At 61.1% G+C, this 18519-nt stretch carries 14 protein-coding genes; all 14 read right to left on the reverse strand.

The features are described from left to right. Window positions 1–156: 156 nt before the first annotated feature. The 14 genes from AB3X99_RS33345 to AB3X99_RS33410 all read right to left on the reverse strand — a co-directional run bounded on the left by AB3X99_RS33345 (window position 157) and on the right by AB3X99_RS33410 (window position 18517). Complete coding sequence (locus AB3X99_RS33345) at window positions 157–4455, reverse strand: Ig-like domain-containing protein (protein ID WP_368619368.1); 4299 nt, start codon at window positions 4453–4455, stop codon at window positions 157–159. A gap of 430 nt (window positions 4456–4885) precedes the next feature. Further along, a complete protein-coding gene (locus tag AB3X99_RS33350; protein WP_368619369.1) occupies window positions 4886–5317 on the reverse strand; it encodes a hypothetical protein in 432 nt (143 codons plus the stop codon). A gap of 15 nt (window positions 5318–5332) precedes the next feature. Continuing rightward, window positions 5333–6028 (reverse strand): StbB family protein, encoded by a 696-nt coding sequence (gene stbB, locus AB3X99_RS33355; protein ID WP_368619370.1) that lies wholly within the window; start codon window positions 6026–6028, stop codon window positions 5333–5335. Window positions 6029–6091: 63 nt separating this feature from the next. After that, entirely contained in the window at window positions 6092–7765 is a 1674-nt protein-coding gene (locus tag AB3X99_RS33360; protein WP_368619371.1) for an LPD7 domain-containing protein, read from the reverse strand. Next, window positions 7758–9398 carry a type IV secretory system conjugative DNA transfer family protein gene (locus tag AB3X99_RS33365; protein ID WP_368619372.1) on the reverse strand — a complete coding sequence of 547 codons (1641 nt, stop codon included), beginning with the start codon at window positions 9396–9398 and terminating at the stop codon, window positions 7758–7760. Before AB3X99_RS33365 ends, AB3X99_RS33360 begins: the two co-directional genes overlap by 8 nt. Before the next feature lie 2 nt (window positions 9399–9400). After that, on the reverse strand, window positions 9401–9712 hold the full coding sequence (locus AB3X99_RS33370) for a hypothetical protein (protein ID WP_368619373.1): 312 nt from the start codon (window positions 9710–9712) through the stop codon (window positions 9401–9403). Between the two features lie 97 nt (window positions 9713–9809). Further along, window positions 9810–10853: a P-type DNA transfer ATPase VirB11 gene (gene virB11, locus AB3X99_RS33375; RefSeq protein ID WP_368619374.1), complete on the reverse strand. Its 1044-nt coding sequence runs from the start codon at window positions 10851–10853 to the stop codon at window positions 9810–9812. After that, on the reverse strand, window positions 10853–12127 hold the full coding sequence (gene virB10, locus AB3X99_RS33380; RefSeq protein ID WP_368619375.1) for a type IV secretion system protein VirB10: 1275 nt from the start codon (window positions 12125–12127) through the stop codon (window positions 10853–10855). The genes virB11 and virB10 overlap by 1 nt, the downstream gene beginning before the upstream one ends. After that, on the reverse strand, window positions 12124–12903 hold the full coding sequence (locus tag AB3X99_RS33385; RefSeq protein ID WP_368619376.1) for a TrbG/VirB9 family P-type conjugative transfer protein: 780 nt from the start codon (window positions 12901–12903) through the stop codon (window positions 12124–12126). Before AB3X99_RS33385 ends, virB10 begins: the two co-directional genes overlap by 4 nt. Before the next feature lie 23 nt (window positions 12904–12926). Further along, entirely contained in the window at window positions 12927–13766 is an 840-nt protein-coding gene (locus AB3X99_RS33390; protein ID WP_368619377.1) for a virB8 family protein, read from the reverse strand. 145 nt (window positions 13767–13911) lie between these two features. Next, the gene (locus AB3X99_RS33395) at window positions 13912–14805 is read right to left on the reverse strand and encodes a type IV secretion system protein (RefSeq protein ID WP_368619378.1); all 894 of its coding nucleotides are present in this window, start codon (window positions 14803–14805) and stop codon (window positions 13912–13914) included. Window positions 14806–14836: 31 nt separating this feature from the next. Beyond that, on the reverse strand, window positions 14837–15274 hold the full coding sequence (locus tag AB3X99_RS33400) for a hypothetical protein (protein WP_368619379.1): 438 nt from the start codon (window positions 15272–15274) through the stop codon (window positions 14837–14839). A 2-nt stretch (window positions 15275–15276) separates the two neighbouring features. Further along, window positions 15277–15960: a P-type DNA transfer protein VirB5 gene (gene virB5, locus AB3X99_RS33405; protein WP_368619380.1), complete on the reverse strand. Its 684-nt coding sequence runs from the start codon at window positions 15958–15960 to the stop codon at window positions 15277–15279. Window positions 15961–16003: 43 nt separating this feature from the next. Next, window positions 16004–18517 carry a transporter gene (locus tag AB3X99_RS33410; RefSeq protein WP_368619381.1) on the reverse strand — a complete coding sequence of 838 codons (2514 nt, stop codon included), beginning with the start codon at window positions 18515–18517 and terminating at the stop codon, window positions 16004–16006. Window positions 18518–18519: the final 2 nt, after the last annotated feature.

Consider the following 18519-nt stretch of genomic DNA (forward strand, 5'->3'; position numbering starts at 1 on the left):
ATCAAGTTGAGTTATGGGACAGGAACCTAACTGACCTCACGTTGTTCCCGATCAGTTGAGCCTATCTTAATGGGCGTTTAACGCCCGTGCAAGATCCCGAGCAAAGAAATGCCTCGGGGTTCTATTTCATTTAATTACAGGGCTCTCGCCTGAATGTTAGCCGCCGTTACCGCTGTCATATGCCTGCGCCGCGAGGGAGACGGTCGCAGAGTTGTAGTTCGAAGTGGCCGTCACATATGCGTATCCATAGTACACGCTACTTGTAGGTGTAATCAGCACCGTAATGGTCGCCTGTCCACTCGAATTGGTTGTAGACGATGTTGCACTCAGACTCACAGCCGATACGTAACTGTTCGTCGTATCGCTCCAGTTGATTGTCGCGCCACTTATCGCATTCCCGGACGTGTCCTTAACAGTCACGGTCACTGTGTATTGAACATTCGAACCGGAATACCCGCCACCCGAATACGTCAGGCTCTGAATCACAGCATACGTAACCGCACTGGCGTATGTCACGGTGCCACTTGCGCTGCCTGCCGTGGCCGATGCAGTCACCGTCGCTGTGCCTGCGGACGAAGGTGCGGTAAGCGTTACCGTCGCATAGCCGCTCGAACTCGTCGTGCTTGATGTTGCCGAGAGCGTACCGAGTGTCGTCGACCAACTCACCGACGCTCCGCTCACGATATTCCCGTGCGCATCCTCCACCAGGGCCGTGAAGGTGATCGTACTGCTACCGTCAGCTGTGCCCGTTGTTGCCGATTGCGACAGCGACACCACGCGCGCAGTCGATGAATCTGCCACGTACGTAACCGATGCGGTTTTGCTGCCTGCCGTTGCCGCGGCTGTCACCGTCGCCGTGCCAGCCGTGGTGGACGACGTAAGCGTGATCGTCGCCTGGCCGCTGCTATTGGTCGTGCTGGTCGTTGCCGAGAGGGTGCCAGACGTCGTGCTCCACGTCACAGTCAGGCCCGCGCCGAGCGCGTTGCCGTTCGCATCCTTGAGCGTAGCCGTCAACGTCGACGTGCTGGTGCCATTGGCCGTGATGCTCGAGGGCGAGGCCGTGAGCGTCGAGACGGTCGCCGTGGAGGTATCCGCGACCAACTCAACCGATGCTGTGTTGCTGCCCGCAACCGCCGTCGCTGTGACCGTTGCCGTGCCCGACGTGGTCGAGGTGAGCGTGACCGTGGCTTGGCCGCTGCTATTAGTCGTGCTGGTCGTCGCCGAGAGCGTGCCCAGCGTCGTGCTCCACGTCACCGTCAGGCCTGAGCCGAGCGCGTTGCCGTTCGCATCCTTGAGCGTGGCCGTCAGCGTCGACGTGCTGCTGCCGTTTGCCGTGATGCTCGTGGGCGAGGCCGTGAGCGTCGAGACAGTTGCTGTCGAGGTGTCTGCGACAAACGTCACCGATGCCGTATTGCTGCCTGCCGTTGCCGCGGCTGTCACCGTCGCCGTGCCAGCCGTGGTGGACGACGTAAGCGTGATCGTCGCCTGGCCGCTGCTATTGGTCGTGCTGGTCGTTGCCGAGAGGGTGCCAGACGTCGTGCTCCACGTCACAGTCAGGCCCGCGCCGAGCGCGTTGCCGTTCGCATCCTTGAGCGTAGCCGTCAACGTCGACGTGCTGGTGCCATTGGCCGTGATGCTCGAGGGCGAGGCCGTGAGCGTCGAGACGGTCGCCGTAGACGGATCGGCGGTAAATTCCACCGACACAGCCTTGTTGCCGGCCGTAGCCGTTGCCGTCACGGTTGCCGTGCCTGCCGTGGTGGACGAGGTGAGCGTGACCGTCGCCTGGCCGCTGCTGTTGGTCGTGCTGCTCGCCGCCGAGAGCGTGCCCGACGTCGTGCTCCACGTCACCGTCAGGCCCGCGCCGAGCGCGTTGCCGTTCGCATCCTTGAGCGTAGCCGTCAGCGTCGACGTGCTACTGCCGTTTGCCGTGATGCTCGTGGGCGACGCACTCAGCGCAGAGACAGTGGCCGTCGACGCATCGGCGGTATATTCCACCGACACAGCCTTGTTGCCGGCCGTAGCCGTTGCCGTCACCGTTGCCGTGCCTGCCGTGGTGGACGAGGTAAGCGTGACCGTTGCCTGGCCGCTGCTGTTAGTCGTGCTGTTCGCCGCCGAGAGCGTGCCCGACGTCGTGCTCCACGTCACCGTCAGGCCCGCGCCGAGCGCGTTGCCGTTCGCGTCCTTGAGCGTAGCCATCAGCGTCGACGTGCTGGTGCCATTGGCCGTGATGCTTGTGGGCGAAGCCGTAAGCGTAGAAACGGTTGCCGTCGAAGTGTCGGCCGTGAAGGTCGTGCTCGCGCTGGCCGTGGCCGACGACGAGCTATCGAGCACCTGCATTGTGACAAACCCGGCCTTGGTGGAGGTCACGGTTGCAGAAGCCTCGCCCGCGCTGTTCGTGAGTGTCGTGGACGAAACCAGCGTCGTGTTAGCGGGCACGGTCCATCGGACAGTCTGGCCCGCCACACCTACACCACTCGTGCTGGTCACAGTTGCCGTAAAAGTCACGCTCTCCACGCCATTCGCGAGCGCGGATGCCTTCGAGGCAGCGAGCGTAAGCAGTGTCTCGCTGACCGTCACCGTCATCGTGTTGGACGTTACGCGCGTACCGTCTTTCTCGATGCCGACAAGACGCAGGTCGTATGTATTGACGCCGCCCGGACTATACGCAGGCAGGTTCAACGTGCCGCTGGCGCCGCTGTAGGCCTGGGCAAACGAGCTCGCCGTGCCTTCCCACGAGAGCGACTTGAAGCCCACGCCCGAATACGCGTTGACGGCGAAGCTCACCGTGCTGTCCGGATAGCCGCTCACGCTCGAAGGCAGGCTGATATGGCCTTCCTTCTTTTGATACTGCAGCACGATCTCGTTGTTGCGGTTCACGAGGTCGAGGCGGTTAAAGCGGATCTCGCGCGACTGACCGACGCTTGCCGGGTCGAGTTGATCCCTGAGCGGCACACCCATACGGTACGCAATCGTTGCCATCATGCCGCCATCCGAATGACCGCCCTGCCCTCGCCGGTAGTTGACGTCGAAGCCGATCAGCGGAACCGGTTGCCAGGTCAATCCGACCGTGACAGCACTGGGGCTGTGTTGCAGCGCGCTGGAGCCAAAGAGGCCAACGTTAGCGCCATAGTACTTTTCGTACATGAGCTTCATTCCCAACTGCGGATACTGCGGCAGATAGCCCTCAGCACGGATATCCCAGCCATTCGCAGGACGTTCTCGGTATCCTACGATGTCCTCGGAATCACGCCAGTTCGTCAGGCGCATGTAACCGTTCGCGGACAGTTTCAGATAATCCGTCCACGCTTCGAGGCCGACGCCGAGACGCTGGTGTTGACGGGTCACATCGCGGTCATAGAAGACGTTGGCGCCAAGGAGCCAGCGGTAATCGTCCACATAGGTACGCACCCCAAGCCCGAGATTGGCGGTGTTGCGGTAATACGTACTCAGCGCGTTCGAGCGCCGGTATCCCAGCTGTGTAAACCAGACGGTTTCCTTTGTCTGCTTGAACGCAACGAGCATATCGAGGCTGTAGTCATGAAACTTGTTGTTGCCGCCAATGTTCAGCCTCGTGGTAGCAAACTGACGCAGAAACTTCTCAATTGCCGAGTCCGCTGCCGAGCTAACGCGGTCGCGCAACATCTCTGTCGCACCCTGCGACTGCCCGCTGCGTGTCTTTTGCCATTCGCCCCGAGATCCGTTCGCCGCAGCGTCTGACGCAGCGATCGCTATCGCCGCTTCAAAGCCGCTCATCGCCGTGGTGCTTCCAGTCATTGCGCCGGACACCATTGCTGCATTCGCCTCCGGCGACGTGTACGAAAGCTGCAGCGGCGCTGCAGCCAGTTTGGAAGGGTGCGCCATGCCAAACGTCGTGATCGCCGCAGCCGAATCCACTCGCGCCCCGACTTCAACCACCTGACCATGCGTACCAGCTGCGGCAACTGCGCCCGCGCTGGATGCCGCGACGGCGACGATCGGCGCCGATGCCGACGCGGCAGCGATAGATGCACGCTCGCGCGTTTGCGCGCCGGTCGCAGCGGCTTGCGATGCCGGCACAACGGCCACGAGGCGCGCAGCAGACGCGATCGTGTGCGATTCGGCCGATTCGACGGCTTGCTGCTTCGCGGGCGGGACGGCCTGCGAAACAACAACCACCGGCGCGACCGGGACTGACGGGGCGGCAACGACAACCGACTTAACTGCGCTCACCGCGCGGGCGCTGGGTGCAGCAGCGTCCGTGGTATGTGCGTTAGCCGTCATGCTCTCGGCGGTCTTGCCGGAAGCGGCGACTGCAGCCGTTGTGTCAGAAGAGGTCGACGTGCTGACCTGCGAGCGATTCGCGTCATGCCGCTCGCTCGCAACTGAAGGCAGTGCCGGTGCGGCAGCAGCCTGCACATTGACCGCCGCAGCGCCCGTCTTCGCCTGCAACGTGTCGCCCGAGGCGGCGGAAGCCATCGGCCGCGGCGCTGCGACAACAGTCTGTGCCGGAACCGCAGCAGGAGCGCGATCCGCCGTCGTGACCGCGCTCGCAGCCCGCGCCGCACGTCGGGGCGCCGTCGTATCCGGCTCGAACGCAACCCAGCCATCGTTGCCCTTTGCAGCATCATCCGAAACGGCATTGACCGGAACCCAATCACCTGTCGGTTGCGGCTTCATGGCGTCATCCCCTGCCCACGCACGCACAGGCAGTGACAACAGCAATAAGACCACAAACAGGCAGACAAACGCCTTGATCGCAGCAAACCGCGACCTGTTTGTCTGGCGACCAGTATTCGCACCAATACTGAGATAGTTCGTCATTCTGATTAGGACTCCTGATTTATTATCGGTATGACCTGGTGACACGCTGGGCGGCGTCCCCCGCCCAGCGCGCGATACGCCCTGTTTAGTGCATCAGGTGAAAGCCGGCGACAAGGAGTCCGCCTACGGCCAGCGCCCCCAGCCCGCCGAAAAGAGCAGCCATTGACATATCGCGGATGCGCTGACGCCTGTTGTCGTTCGCCGCCTTCGCGACCTCTTCGCGGAACAGCTTCAGGCTGTGCGTCGTTGCGGCGCTCGCGACTTCACCAAGCAACAGCTCGCGAAGCGCGGAAACCTCCCTGGTCGCATTCACGAACTGCACCACACGCTCGTCGGCCACCCTGGCGAAGCGCATGGCAGCAAACTCGCCGCCCTTTTCGATCTCGGAGCGCGCGTTAGGGACAGCCGTTTCCAGTGCACGAACCAGTGCGTCGATGTTCTGGGCAAGCGCGATAACCTGCCCTACGGCCTCTTCGAGCATCGCATCGCGAAGGCTTTCAATCTGGTTTCCGCTCATCGCTCAGCTCGCCGCTCAACGGGTCAGAATGGCGAACACGCGATCGTGTTCATCCTTTACGCTCGCGGCCAGTCGCTTGAGCGAGATCATTCGCGCGAGGCGCTGCCGCTCGGTCGCATCAGCGCCGGCGATCATGGCGCGATAGTCGGTTTCGTCCGAAGCCAGCGCGACGATGCTCTGTTCAGTGCCGCGCAGCAGCGAATAAATCTCGTTGCTGTGGATCGCCGCAGCCGGATCGATCACGCATGCGCGCGCTTTCTTGTGCCAGTTGAAAATCGGCGCGAATTGCGACTCGACCGTATGCCGTTGATGGACGCGATTGAATACCACCCGGATCTTCGCTGCAGGCACGCCAATCTCGTTGGCAAGCGCATCGATCGTGGCGATGGTGTCCACCATCTGCTTGTCATCGGGCACGGTCGGCACGATGAAGAAATCGAGGTCTTCGTGCGCACCGTTAAAGCTGCGCAGGCCCGATACATAATCCTCGACGTTCGACGCGCCCACATCGCTGATCGAGTCAGCAAGCGTGAGCACGCCTTCCTGAATCTCGCGAAACTGGTCGCCGCGAATCGTCGCGCCGTCGGAGCCATCGGAATTCACCGACTCAATGCGGATGATCGGTGCGTCCGGCATGCGCGGGGCAAACAGATGATTGGCGATGGTGCTCTTGCCAACGTTGCCGCTGAAATTGACGATTGAGACGTGCATGATTGGATTTCTGAGAACTTTGCTGGTGTAAGGGGCCGGACCGACCCCTCCTTGTTGAGTCGGTTACCGGTCGATATCCGTTTGCACTTCCGGGCTCGCCTCAGCTGCGCGTGTCGGTGCCTCCTGCTGCATCTTGGCGGCTTCGACAAGAATGCGGTCTGCCTTGGGCACGGGAATGGTGAGCGGCCTGTCGGCCTTTCGCGCTTCGTCGATCTGCTTTTCCACATCGTTGCGGAATCGCGCCTGTACTTCCGGCGACAGTCCCCTGATACGCTGCTCGAGCACCTTGCGAGCAGCGTCCGCCGTTAGCGCGTCGAAGCCGGGGCGCGCATTGGCCTTGATTGCATTGCCACGTTCCATGAACGCTGCACGCGCAGCCTGCACGGCAGCCGCATCGTTCGCCGGCGCCGCGCCGCTTTCCTGCGCAGCCTGCGGCTCCGCGGTTTTCTGCGTGGCCGCTGGTGCCTGTTCGGAGGGTTTCTGGGCGTCGCTCGCTGATGCCGGGGCGCTTTCGTGCGCAGCCTGCGGCTCCGCAGGTTTCGCCGTGGCCGCCGGCGTCTGTTCGGAGGGCTTCTGGGCCGGCTCGCGCGCCTGAGCGGATGCTTCGACTGTGTTTGCGCCTTCGCTACGGCCAGCCTCGCGCTCGCCCGCCGAAATGCGCATTTCCTCGCGCGCGGCCTGCAGCAGCGCACGGTCTTGCGCCTTCGGCCTGAAGCCCGTCGACTTGATACCGGCGAGTTCCGCTGCGATCCAGCCCTGACGACGGAATTCCTCGCTGCCCTTTAGCTGGACTTCGCCCCAATTCTTCGCCTTGGCGATTTCCATCATGCTGCGCACAACCGCTTTGTCTTCGCTATCCGTGGAGAGCTTGCGACCCTTGTCGTGGAAGTGCACAACTTCCGTCTGTCGATGCAGATACTTGCCGTCAAACGCGACGTACTGCGCAACCACCGACGTAGGCACTTCATAGCCGTCCTTGCGGAAGATCGCCGCCGCCTTGACCTCATTGCCTTCGCCATCCTTGCCGCCATCGGCCGCCTGCTGGCCTTCGGCGCCGCGGGCCGGGGGAGTCGCGGCCTGGGGTGCCTGCGTCGGTCCTTTCCCCACTCGCCCGCCGTTCTTCTCCAGCAGCGCCGCAAGATCCGCCTGCGCACGCTCGAATTCCTCGCGATCTTCAGCGCGCGCGACGCGCACGCGATCGAGATCCGGTGACAGCGTTGCCTCGCCGCGGCTCTTGTCCGGATCGTTCGCCGCGTTGCGGGCATTGCCATCGTTGGCCGCGGCTGCGCCGAGATCGACCGGAGCGACGCGGAGGTTGTCTGCGGCCTGGATCGTCGGCAAACCGTCGTCAAGGCGCGATTCGAGCGCGTCTTCAAATTCGCGCTCGGGATTCAGGCGGTGTGCCGCGCGGACAAATCGGTCATACGTTTCGAGCGCTTCGAGAAACGCTTCATATCGCTCAGCGGCATCCGGAAGATCATCATCGCGCGCGAGGCTCGCCTGCGCACGCGGATCAACGTCGGCAGCATTGAAGTCCGGCTGTGAGGCGATCGTCAGGAATTCAACAACGTTTAGCGCGCGCGCGGCAACTTCGATCGGTCGCAGACCATCGCCGTTCCGACCGTTCACGTCGTTTGCGGCCTCGTCCCATGCGGACGTGATGCCCGGTTCGACCACACGATAGCTGTTCTCTTTCGCCAGGCCGCCCTGGAATCCGATTTCGTTGTTCTCACTCATGGTTTGCAACCTCCCTTGATTCAGTCAGAGTCTTAATTTCGCGAAGAAACGGCCACATCTCACACATGGCCTCGAAGATTTCATCGGCGTTGGCAATGTCCTCGGCCTTCAGCAGGGCAATCTCGTCCGGCGTCACTTCCCGCAACTCGGGCAGCGCCATGCGCGCCTGCAGCCGTTGCGCCCACATCGCCTCGATGTCGATCCTCGGAACGGGTGCGCTCAGTTCGCGCAACTCAAGCGCCGCAAGCTCCAACTGGTCCTGATCGGGCACGCGATCGCCGAGCGCGGCCAGCGTCGGGCTATGGGCCTTGAGCAGATCGATGAACGCGCGATCCTTGTAGAAGAAAGCCTTCTCACAGCGGATAGGCTTGCAGTTCTCCGCGATGATGATTTCCTCTTTCTGCGACATCTCCCGCAGCTCCTGGGGCATCATCAGCGCCCGCTTTTGCTCCGTCTGGCCGTTGTTCTTCGTGACGCCCTTGCCGGTACTGCGACCACGCGAGCGCTGGACCGCCGTGAAATAGCCCAGCATTTCCGAGTACTCACGTGCGTCCGCCTGCTCGCGCGGCGGGTAGAGGATCTGCATGCCGTGGTTGGTGACGAGCGTCCGGGCGCCGTCCTTGCCGTACATGTCGTCACGCTGCAGCTGGGCAACGCTCTGGATGATCGTGACCAGGCGCATGTTGTAGCCCGCGATATACGCGTTCGACTGGTCAATGATTCCGATCTTGCCGACCGCGGCTGCTTCATCAAGAAACATCGCGCACTGGTATTTCAGCGCTGGGTTGTCCTTCGGCAGCTCGCGCATGTTCAGCTTGATCAACTGTGAATAGAAAAGGTTGATCAGCTGCGCGGCATCATCAAGCCGGTTCGGCGTCACGCCGAAGTAGATCGACATGCGCTGGGAGCGAACAGAGGCCAGGTCGAAATCCGATGCACTGGTTGCCGCGTCTACAACCGGATTCGCGAATACCAGCAGCGGCGCATTGAAGGTCGCCGTAACGTTGCCAAGCGTGTTGTCCGGAATGCTCAGAAAGCGATTGAACGCATCCACGCAATCGGGACTCAGCGCCGGGCCTGCTGCACTGTTCGTCGCGCGGGTGCGCAGCACTTCCTGCACGTACTGCTTGATTGGACGCCCCGCGCCGGAACCCTGCCGGAAAATCTCTCCGAGGGTCAACGGCAAGCCCGGCGTCTCCATCAGGTACAGCGACAGCGCGAGAAAGAGGTTGCGCGCGCTATCGTGGAAAAACTTCGTCTTCGCCTCGACACGGCTCGGCCAGAAGACTTCCCCAATCGACATCACTTCGCCAATTCGCAGATGCGGCGGAAACGACATCACCGCATCGAACACATTCCACCGATGCGTAATCCCCTGTTCCGAAAATGGCGCGAACAGGAACACCTTTTGGCCGTGCGCAGCGCGGACTTTCGAGGTGTACTTGAAATTTTCCAGCTTCAGATCGAGGACCACGACCGAATCGGGATAGGTGAGCAGATTCGGGATCACGATACCGACGCCCTTGCCCGAGCGAGTGGGCGCGGCGAGCAACACAAACTGCTGGCCGTAATAGACGAGATAGCCCAGGCGCTTGTGGTAACCGACGATGATGCCCGGAAAGCGATGGCCCATGCTCAATCCCCCACCAGACCGGCGCGGCGGATCTCGCTGTCGCGCGCAAAGCGCGCATCGCCGTGCAGTGCGCGCCGTCCTAGCGCGGCTATGATCAGCCCGACGATGACGACGGGAATAGCTGCGATCAACACCGCAATCGCGTTGCACAGCACCAGTACGCGCTTCACCTGGTGCACATCACCATAGGCGCGCCAGTAGTCGCGCAGCGTGAATAATCCCACTGCCGAATCAGGAAGCTTCTCCAGACGCACGAACGCAAAGCCGCCGACGTAAATGCCGCCGGCCGCAAAGAGCGCGACGAGCAGCAACACCACGACTACGAGTATGAGAGTCTTGTTGCGATCCATATTTTCCGTATTCCTCCAGAGTTGAGAGCCATTGGCCTGCCCGCGCAGGCCGGGACGCGCGTTACTTCATGCCGTTGAGTAACAGGTACTTCTCCACGGGGTCGTAATAGAGCTTGGTGAGTCGCTTGTGATCCATGAACACCACCAGATCGATCGTCGTCCTGGCCTCGCGCAGGATGAAGTCATAGTCGAGGCCGAGGCCGACTTCACTCTGCTTCACGAGGGTTGCGATACGAGCGAACGTCTCTCTGGGGCCGTTTGCGTGAATACTGGTCATGCCGCCTTCGTGCCCGGTATTCAACAGTCCAAGGTAGTCCCACGTTTCATCGCCGCGTAGCTCCGCGAGGTACACGCGATCGAACTTCATCCGCAGCGTGGACTTGACGATCTCCTTGGGCGGCAGCGTCGCGCTGTAGAACATGTGCACCTTGTTCCACTGATTCGGCAGACTGAGTTCGTGCGTGTCCTCGATCGTGCCAACGCGCGTATCGGGGTCCACCAGATCCGCGAGCGCCTTCATCAGGGTCGTTTTGCCGGAGCCCGTGCCGCCCACGAAAACGATGTTCTGCTTGTGCTCCACAGCCAGTTCGAGCAGCAGCCGCACGTTGCGCGCCTCCTTGGCTTCGAGCATTGCGAGTTCGAAGGGCTGAAGTTCGACGTTCTCCGGAACCGATTTGTGATACGAGACATCAACGAAGCCATTGAATGCCTCGAAGCGCTCGTAGTCATCCATCGAAAGACGCGTCTTGCTCGGGATACGGACGGTGATCGATACGGTGCCTTCTTCGCACGCGGGATAGATCAGCACCTGTCCACGTTCGCCATCGGGCAGGACGATGTTCTGGATTGGAGCCTGCGGCGTGAGATGCTTGGTGTTCATCACGCACAGTGCGTTCGCCAGCTGGTTCAGTGCGTCGAACGTGCATTCCGGCGCATCGTGGCGACGCCACCCGTTACGGTCTTCCGTTGCAATCTCACCCGGCCGGTTCACGACAACCTCAGTCACCCCTTCCGTCTTCATATGACGGATGATTCCCGTCTGCTTGAGAAGACTGCGCACGGTGATCGTCTTGTCATACGAGAGGACAATGCCTTCGTTTTCCATTACTGCCCCCCGTCGACGCGCACGCGCTCGTACACATCGCTGAAGTCGACGTCCTGAGCGACGTAGATATTCACCTGTACGCCCTGATTCGAGTACGCAGTTGGCGCAATGCCAACCGAAGCCTTCAGGATCTCCGCAGCCATCGATTCAGTTGATCCCGTCGTGGTCGAGAAGGTGATGCCGCTGTTGCCGACCGACTTGTTAGCAACAGCCGACCCGAAGTCCGAGATGAGACTCACGAGAATCCCGCCGCCGAAGCGTTCGAACCAGTGGTTGTCGACATAGGCCTCCATGCCGCTGCCGCCGAGCGAATCCGTAACCGGCGAATCAATGTCCACCTTGACCGGACCATCATCGATCCGGGTCCACAGCACCATGATCCGGGCCTGCCCCTGCGTCAGCGCCGTGCGTTGCTCACCCTTCACGTCTGCGCCCTTGCGAATCAGCAGCGTGCGCCCGTCTGCCGAGTACACATCCTGCGCAACCTGACAATCCGTCATGCCGGGATACGTGGTGTTGACCTTGGTAGCCATCACACACCGGATCATCGTGCCCTTCTCCAGCAGGTAAGACAGGTTCGGGAGGAAGCCGGCCTTGCGTACCGCTGCCCTGGAGTTGTCGGAGCCTTCCAGTTGCTGGTCGAGCGGGTTGGTGGACTTCTGTGCGGCAAGACCGGCGCCACTTCCAGGAACCAGCTGTGCCGCGGCCTGTTTGACCATGCCCTGCACGCCGCCGTCTCCGCCCGTGCCAGCGGAATCCTTCTTTTCGTCCTCGAACGTCAGCACGTCGCCTGCCAGACGGCGCTCCTGTGGCGTCTCCGTATGTGCGACCTGGCCTCCATAAGGATTGGATGCGGTCCCCGGCTGCTGCGCGACATGGAGAGGCGCAACACTCGCCGCGGATGCCGCTGACGCCGCGGCGGCGTGCGCAGCTGCCGACTGCGCAGCTGCTTCGGACGCTGCGCGCTGGATGGCCTGATCCTGCATTTCCTTCGCCTTCACACGGGCTTTCAACGTCCCGAGATCGGACTGTGCGCCAGAACCCGCTTCGGCCTTGTCCTTGCGCTGCTGCTCGACCTCCTTGTGTGCCGCCTGTCGCGTGGCCGTCATGCGCTGGATGGTCAGCGCAATCGTCGCCACGATAAGCGCGACCAGCACGGCGCCCACCGCGGCAAACACCATGCCGCCGATGCGTCCTTTTCGACGGCCGGCAATCACGGGCATGCCGCGGTCTTCGGCGGCGTCCTCGATAACGTGTTGGCTGTTATCACTCACTCGCCCTTCTCCTTCAGAATGCGGACCTCGCCCGGAACCGTGGTGCCGGTGCGGTTGTAGTGACCTTCCGGCACATAGGCGTCGTTGCGGATGCCCAGCACCGACTTGCCCAGACGGATCACGAACTGCGCTGCCGTCTCGTGAACAACAATCGTGTCGCCCTCCATGTGGTAGGGCGCAAGACCTTCCGTTCCGTCCGGCAGGATCGCGAACACTTTCGGCAGGTCGCGGCCCGTGTTGTATTCGAAGTACGTGAATGTCCCGTTGTCGAAGAGATTCGTCGGCTTCAGGTCGGTATCACCGCGCATCGAATAGCGGGTATTGCGTGGGCCGGTATTCGCCGCACTACCGGCAAGCACGTCAGCTGCTGCCTGACGCTTTTTCGCTTCCGCAGCCATTTTCTTGTTGCGGGTATCCGGATAGTCGAAGCGCAATGCCCACGTGACCGCATCGCCCCGGCCCGCTGACTTCAGCGAGAGGACGTAACGGCGCTTGTTGGTGACGATGAGAAAGTTTGTGTCCGGCTTGATCTGCGCAGGTTTGAGCAGAATCCAGTTCGCCCCCTTGGTCGCGTCCCAGGCCTTGCCGTCGCCCATACCGGCACCCTTCGTCTGCACGGATTCGCCATCCTCGAACTGGATGAGCGTTGCTTTGCCCGAGGCTGTCGTGATCTGGAAAACCTCGTTGGGGTCGTACTCGGCGCATTGCACATTGGGATCGGTGCCACACGGACCGGGCACCGTCAGCGCAAAGGCCGGCGACCACGCGGCGAACAATAGCGCGGCAAGAGTCGTCAACTTCATTGGGTACCTCCCGCCGCGGACGTTGACGTGTCACCCGCCTGCTGAGTGGCTGGCGTGCGCGACAGGTCGCGGTCAAGTCGATAGCTGAGTACGCGAAACCCGGTCGGATCGACATCCTGCTCGCTGGTCTGCTCCGGCACGTTGTCGTGCTTGTAGGCGATCGTCGCAACCCAGTACTCGGTCTTTCGCGGAATCGCGTTATTCAGCGGCACGAGTTCCTTGGAGAAAAAGACCTGCGCGGTGTCGCCGATAAACGTAATGACGCCCACGTGGGCAATCACGCGCGCCTGATCCTTGAGGATCTTGACTGGCGACGCCGGCCCCTGGATAAACCCTTCGTACAGGTCCTTTTCACGCGCGCCACTCATGGTCTTGATCGCATCGTGCATGTCCTGGATCGTTTCCCAGTCGTAGCTTTCCCGCATCTCGACATAACGGCGAAGGTCGGCCCGGTCATTCTTCTCGGTCCATGTCACGGAGCCGTGCGCGGTCGTCGGCAGCACCGTGACCGTGCCGTTCGCGTTGTCAACGCGAAGGACGGCGGGTGGGTTCTGGCGCTTTAGGAGTACTAAAGCCGACATGCCAATAATGGCGAGCGCGGCGATCACGCCGAATCCCACCGCGGCACGGATCGCCAGGCGGCTAACCGCCTTCTGGGTTTCGACCTTTGAGCTTTCGAATTCGCGTGCCTGCTTCAGATACCACTGGCCGATGTCCCGATCCTCGCCGGGATGGCCGGCAGCGAGCGCCGGCGTCAGGCCGCGAGCCGAAGGCGCGAAACCGTGCGCCGGTGGCTTCTTGCTGCCGAGCATTCTATTGAGTACTTGTTTGAGCATGCTTCATTTCGCCGTAGGCTGGGTTTGGGTAATCGGTTGCCACATCCCGTTCGGTTGCGGCGCTTCGGGCGGCGATGAGCAGGCCGCCACAGTGACAACAATCAACGCGATCAGTACAGCTTTCATAGTTTCCTCACTGATGTTCCTATTTGCCCTTCATGCTCCCGCCGGAGCCGCCCTTTCCACCCTTGCTCGCCCACGCCGCCGCTCTCATCCCATGGGATATCGCCGAGGCGAATTTGTTGAAATTGGTGGACACGGCTGCGCCTCCAGCCAGTGATGCCGCGAGCCCCGGCAGGCTGAGCGATATCACGATGAACGCCACACCCATCAACGCCAGTTGCAGGCAGCCTGCGGCGCCAATCTTCGTCGGAATGTTGCTGGTCGCGAAATTGATCTCCAGCTGCGCCGCAATCGCGTAGAGCGGCACCAGCAGGATGTAATTGGCCGCTTGTGCCGTCCACGCCGTAAAGAACTGACGTGTGGCCGGAAACAGCGCGAGGCAGATGAAAATCGGTCCAAGAGCGAGGATGATGCAAAGGGAAAGCTTCGCCAGCAGGATGTACGCGGCTGCGATCGCGATGAACGGCACGCCGACCAGAGCGATGATCAGGATCATGAAGCCAGCAATCAGCCATCCCTCAATGCCGCTCGCGTTGTCGATGATCGTGCCAATAGCAGTCGCATACGCGTTAATCAGCGTATCGAGCGCGGAGCCGGTCTGTGTCGAGCCGGTAATTGCCGTAGCGAGCTGGTCCCCAAGGTTGTAGACGAACGGCACGACATAGGTTGTGTAGTACGTGGCGTTCATACCAAACGTGAGCACCGTGACCCAACCGATCATCCGGGTGAAGAAGTCCAGAAAGGGTTCTTCGAGCGAGCCCGATCGCCAGTACGAGAAGGTAATCAGCAACAGATAAATCAGGAAACAGACAGACATGATGCTGCTGATGAGCGAAATCATGTTGCCTGCGCCGGTGGTGATCGTCGACGTCAGATTGCTCTCGAACGAACTGAACATCGTGGTGAACAGGGTCACGCTTGTAGTCACGGTCAATCCCCTCTAGGCATCAAAGCTTGTGCAGATCCACCGCACCGAGCAGCGTGATCGCGAACCACCCTTCGGTGGAATGAAACTCCTTCGGTCTGCCCCGGTCGGTCCAGCCAGCGGGAACGTGCGCGAGCACCACGTCATCCGTCTGGATGCCGGTCACCGCGACATCGAGCGGATGTCTCACGAGCGATTCCAGTTCCGTTTTCGTGAGCGGCCGCACGGCCTCGTAGTCCTTCGAGAACGGCCGAACAGGACGGACCCAGCTGCCCCCAACGTATTCGAAAAGCAGGTAAGCATTGCCGGCGCGCTCAACCTTGAGGAACGGAACGGCGTGGCCGTCACCCTTCAGGTCGGCGGCATAAGTGCCGGTCAGGTCAACGTCAGACTGGCTTGTGTGTTGCCCGCACCCAAACATCAGGAGCGCGCAGATGGCAGCAAACAGGCGTCGGGTCATGGTCAATTGCCCTTTATGAGCGTCTTGGTCTCGGTTTCCTGCTGCTGCTGTGCGAGCTTCAGTTCGGAATCCTGAAGGGACTTCATCATGTTCAGACGGGTCTGCTCGTTTTGCACCATTGCCTGCTCCGCCGCCAGGCGATTTAGCAGATCGGCCTTCGCTGAGGCGTCGTCAGTCGCATTTGCCTGCTCCATGAGAGACTGGATGTTGTCCAACCGACTGATGTTGGCGTTATAGGCCGCCATCTGCATCGCCTTGTTTGCGGCGAGCGTGTCGTAGTACCGCGTCTGGGAGTCTGTCGATCCGCTTGTTAGCCCTTCTGATTGAAGGATCGACGTCGCCGAGCTTCCGAGCGTTGCATTGCTCCCGCTGCTGATGTTCGAGTAGATCGAACTCCACGAGTCAGGCATATAGTCGTGCAGGCTCGAATCGTTCAGTATCGTGCCGTAGCTATGGTTGCCTGTGATCGCAGCGTACTGCGCGGTCATCGTGGTGTACTGGCTCGTCAGCATCTGGTAGTCCTTCTCCATCTGCGCGAGCTGCTGCGTCAGGTAAGTCACCTGCTGGATTGCCTGCGCGAGGCCGAGCGCGTCCGTAACGGGAATCTGCGCGTGCGCGGCTGGCCCTGAGAACGCGAACACGGCGAGTATCGCCAACGATCGGATCAAGCGAACAATTGCTTTCATTTCCAAACTCCGGTTCCTTTTCGCCTGCGCGAAAAAATGGTGGTCATGCCATCTCCGCTTTCGCGGCTTCAAATCGTTCCGTTTCAGCCGCAACGCGCTGCCTGCGTTCCGCCACGCGCGCATCGAGAATCGGCATCCAGGCTTCGGGGTTCTTGCCGTATTCCACGATGAGCTTGGCTTTCTGCTTGGCGATGTACACGCGTTCGAGGAACGGTTCGCGCCACACGTCAGGATCGGCTCCAACTTCCGCAATCACCTGCTCCATGAGCGAGACGCTTTCGGCGTTGCCTGAGAGCACGGCGATTTCGTCATCGAAGCCTGCGAGATCCAGCGTTGCAAAGGCAGACTGGTTGGACTGCTTGATGAGGAACGTGCGGGATGCCTTGCCTAGCTTCTTGAGTTCGGCAAACTCCTTTTCCGTCAGGCCGCATGCCTTGTACTCCGCCCATTCCGCCGCAGGGTCGGGCAGGAAAATCTTGGTCGCTGTCTGGCTGCGGATGAGCGGGAACAGTTCGCTCGCCATCGCCTGCGCGGGCTGTTGCGTGACCAGCACGAGGAATTCGCCCGCTTTACGGCCCGCCGCAAGCGCCTTTTCCATCATTGCGCGCGGCATCTCGTACTTGATCGGCATCCAGAATTCTTCGACGATCGTGCACAGAAGCTGGCCTTCGCGCTGCATCAGCTTCTTCAGGTGCAGCAGGTACGTGAAGACCGGCTCGGAGGGCTCGTAGTCTGCCTTCAGGAAATCGGTAATGTCGATTCCGATGCGGCGCTGCTGCGTGACGTCCAGCATCGAGCCCGGCGCGTTGTCGAAGACCCACGCATAGCGCCCGTTGGTGGCGTAGCACCAGTTCGAAAGACGCAGCCACAGCGAATTGCCGCCGAGGTTCGGGATGCTCTCAAGCAGGCGGCTGAATTGCCGTTGACGCAGATCCTCAAGCGACATGATGGTGTCGACTGCCTTCTTGATCTGCTGCTTTTCTTCGGCGCTCAGCTTCCCGTCGCTGTCCTTCCCGCACATGTTCACGAGGTCGTACAGGAATTGGCGGTTGCTGGGCGTGTCCTCGAGCTCGAACGGCGCCAGGCCGGTCGGCACGCCCTCGCGCAGCGTGATGTACGTGCCGCCAAGTTGGCGGACGAAAATCTCCATGCCGCGATCGATATCGAGCGCGAACAACATCGGATCGAAGCGCTCCACGAATGCGACCATTGCGAGTTGCGTAGTCGTCTTGCCAGTGCCAGTCGATCCAAAGAAGAGGGTGTGCCCCGCAATCTTCTCGCCTGCGTTGTTCTCGTCCTCGCGCGTGGCGTGGTAGTTGAAATTAAAGAGCTTCTTCGAGACGGTCTGCAATGGCATGACCGCCGAGCCGTCGCCGAGCGGATTGCCGCGTGCCTTGCCTGACGAATAGTCGTGCAGGGTGAATGCACACGCGAGACTGCGTGACGATTTCGGCATCGGACGCGGCAGGTCGCGCGCGCCGGGAACCTGGCTGAAGTACGTGAACGGCGCGGATACCGTCGCCTTGACCCATCCGAATCCGCATTCGCCTTTCGAGCGGACCTTGACCAGTTCGCCGTTGTCGATCGCTTTCTTTGCCGTGTCGCCATACACGACCAGCGCACCGTGATAATCGCCGAACGCCAGTTCGTTGGAGGCGACAAACTTTTGCGCGTCTTTCAGTTCCTCGACCTGATGCGTCGCCTTGTCGTTCGCAGACTCCAGCTTGTTGATCTGGCCGGTAATGGCCTTGTCCGCCTGATAGCTCGTCATGCACCCGAAAGACTGGGTAATGGTGAATTCCACCGGTAGCGAGAGAAGCGGGTTCAGCTGCCCCCACCCCGCGCGTGGGAAGTCCTTCAGGTCGTAGCAGGTAGCGAATCGCGTGCATGTATCGGTGCGGATCTGCAGCACCTCATAGCCGAAGTGCAGCCACGCGTCGGGAATGAGTTCCGAACCCGGCGCCGTCGTGCAGGGGACTTCCTGTTCCTCGCCGTTGACGAGTTCGCTATAGAAGCGGAAAACGTTAGAGAACTGGATGCCGCGGCGCTCGAAGGTTTCGAGGAATTCGGGATCATAGGGCCGCAGCTGCTTTTCGAGGCCGTCGGCCATTTGCTCAGCCTGCTTCAGGCCATCGTCGAAATCATCGTAGCGAATGAGGACAGTGATATAGAACGCGTTCTCAAAGTACTCGCCCGTGCGAAAGCGCTGGAGATACTTCCAGGCGAAGCGCTCACAGAACTGGGAACTGAACGCGTACCGACCATTGAAATTGACCTTGCGGCGGCGGAACGTCGTCCACACCTGCAGGTTGCGGCCAAAATCGCGGCCGAGGCCGGTGTACATGTCCGTCATGTTCTCGAAGGCGCTTTCCAGTACACGGTCGCTTACGGATTCGAACGGGATGCCCACGAGCTTCATGGTGAAGGTCAGGCGCCCGTCGTCCATCGTGTGTACGCGACGGCTGACCGGGCGTCCAACCTTCGGCATCCACTGTTCGATGGCCGGCATATTGCGGATCAGGGCCTTGATCGGACTGCTTGAGAGTTCTGGTGACATCG

Source organism: Paraburkholderia sp. BR10882 (genome assembly GCF_040948855.1).
Taxonomy (GTDB): Bacteria; Pseudomonadota; Gammaproteobacteria; order Burkholderiales; family Burkholderiaceae; genus Paraburkholderia; species Paraburkholderia nodosa_A.

Bases quoted from the DNA above. Each gene is read 5' to 3' on its own strand.
- AB3X99_RS33345 (WP_368619368.1), bottom strand. From the start codon at position 4,455: ATGGCTTCCGCCGCCTCGGGCGACACGTTGCAGGCGAAGACGGGCGCT.
- AB3X99_RS33350 (WP_368619369.1), bottom strand. From the start codon at position 5,317: ATGAGCGGAAACCAGATTGAAAGCCTTCGCGATGCGATGCTCGAAGAG.
- stbB (WP_368619370.1), bottom strand. From the start codon at position 6,028: ATGCACGTCTCAATCGTCAATTTCAGCGGCAACGTTGGCAAGAGCACC.
- AB3X99_RS33360 (WP_368619371.1), bottom strand. From the start codon at position 7,765: ATGAGTGAGAACAACGAAATCGGATTCCAGGGCGGCCTGGCGAAAGAG.
- AB3X99_RS33365 (WP_368619372.1), bottom strand. From the start codon at position 9,398: ATGGGCCATCGCTTTCCGGGCATCATCGTCGGTTACCACAAGCGCCTG.
- virB11 (WP_368619374.1), bottom strand. From the start codon at position 10,853: ATGGAAAACGAAGGCATTGTCCTCTCGTATGACAAGACGATCACCGTG.
- AB3X99_RS33390 (WP_368619377.1), bottom strand. From the start codon at position 13,766: ATGCTCAAACAAGTACTCAATAGAATGCTCGGCAGCAAGAAGCCACCG.
- AB3X99_RS33400 (WP_368619379.1), bottom strand. From the start codon at position 15,274: ATGACCCGACGCCTGTTTGCTGCCATCTGCGCGCTCCTGATGTTTGGG.
- virB5 (WP_368619380.1), bottom strand. From the start codon at position 15,960: ATGAAAGCAATTGTTCGCTTGATCCGATCGTTGGCGATACTCGCCGTG.
- AB3X99_RS33410 (WP_368619381.1), bottom strand. From the start codon at position 18,517: ATGTCACCAGAACTCTCAAGCAGTCCGATCAAGGCCCTGATCCGCAAT.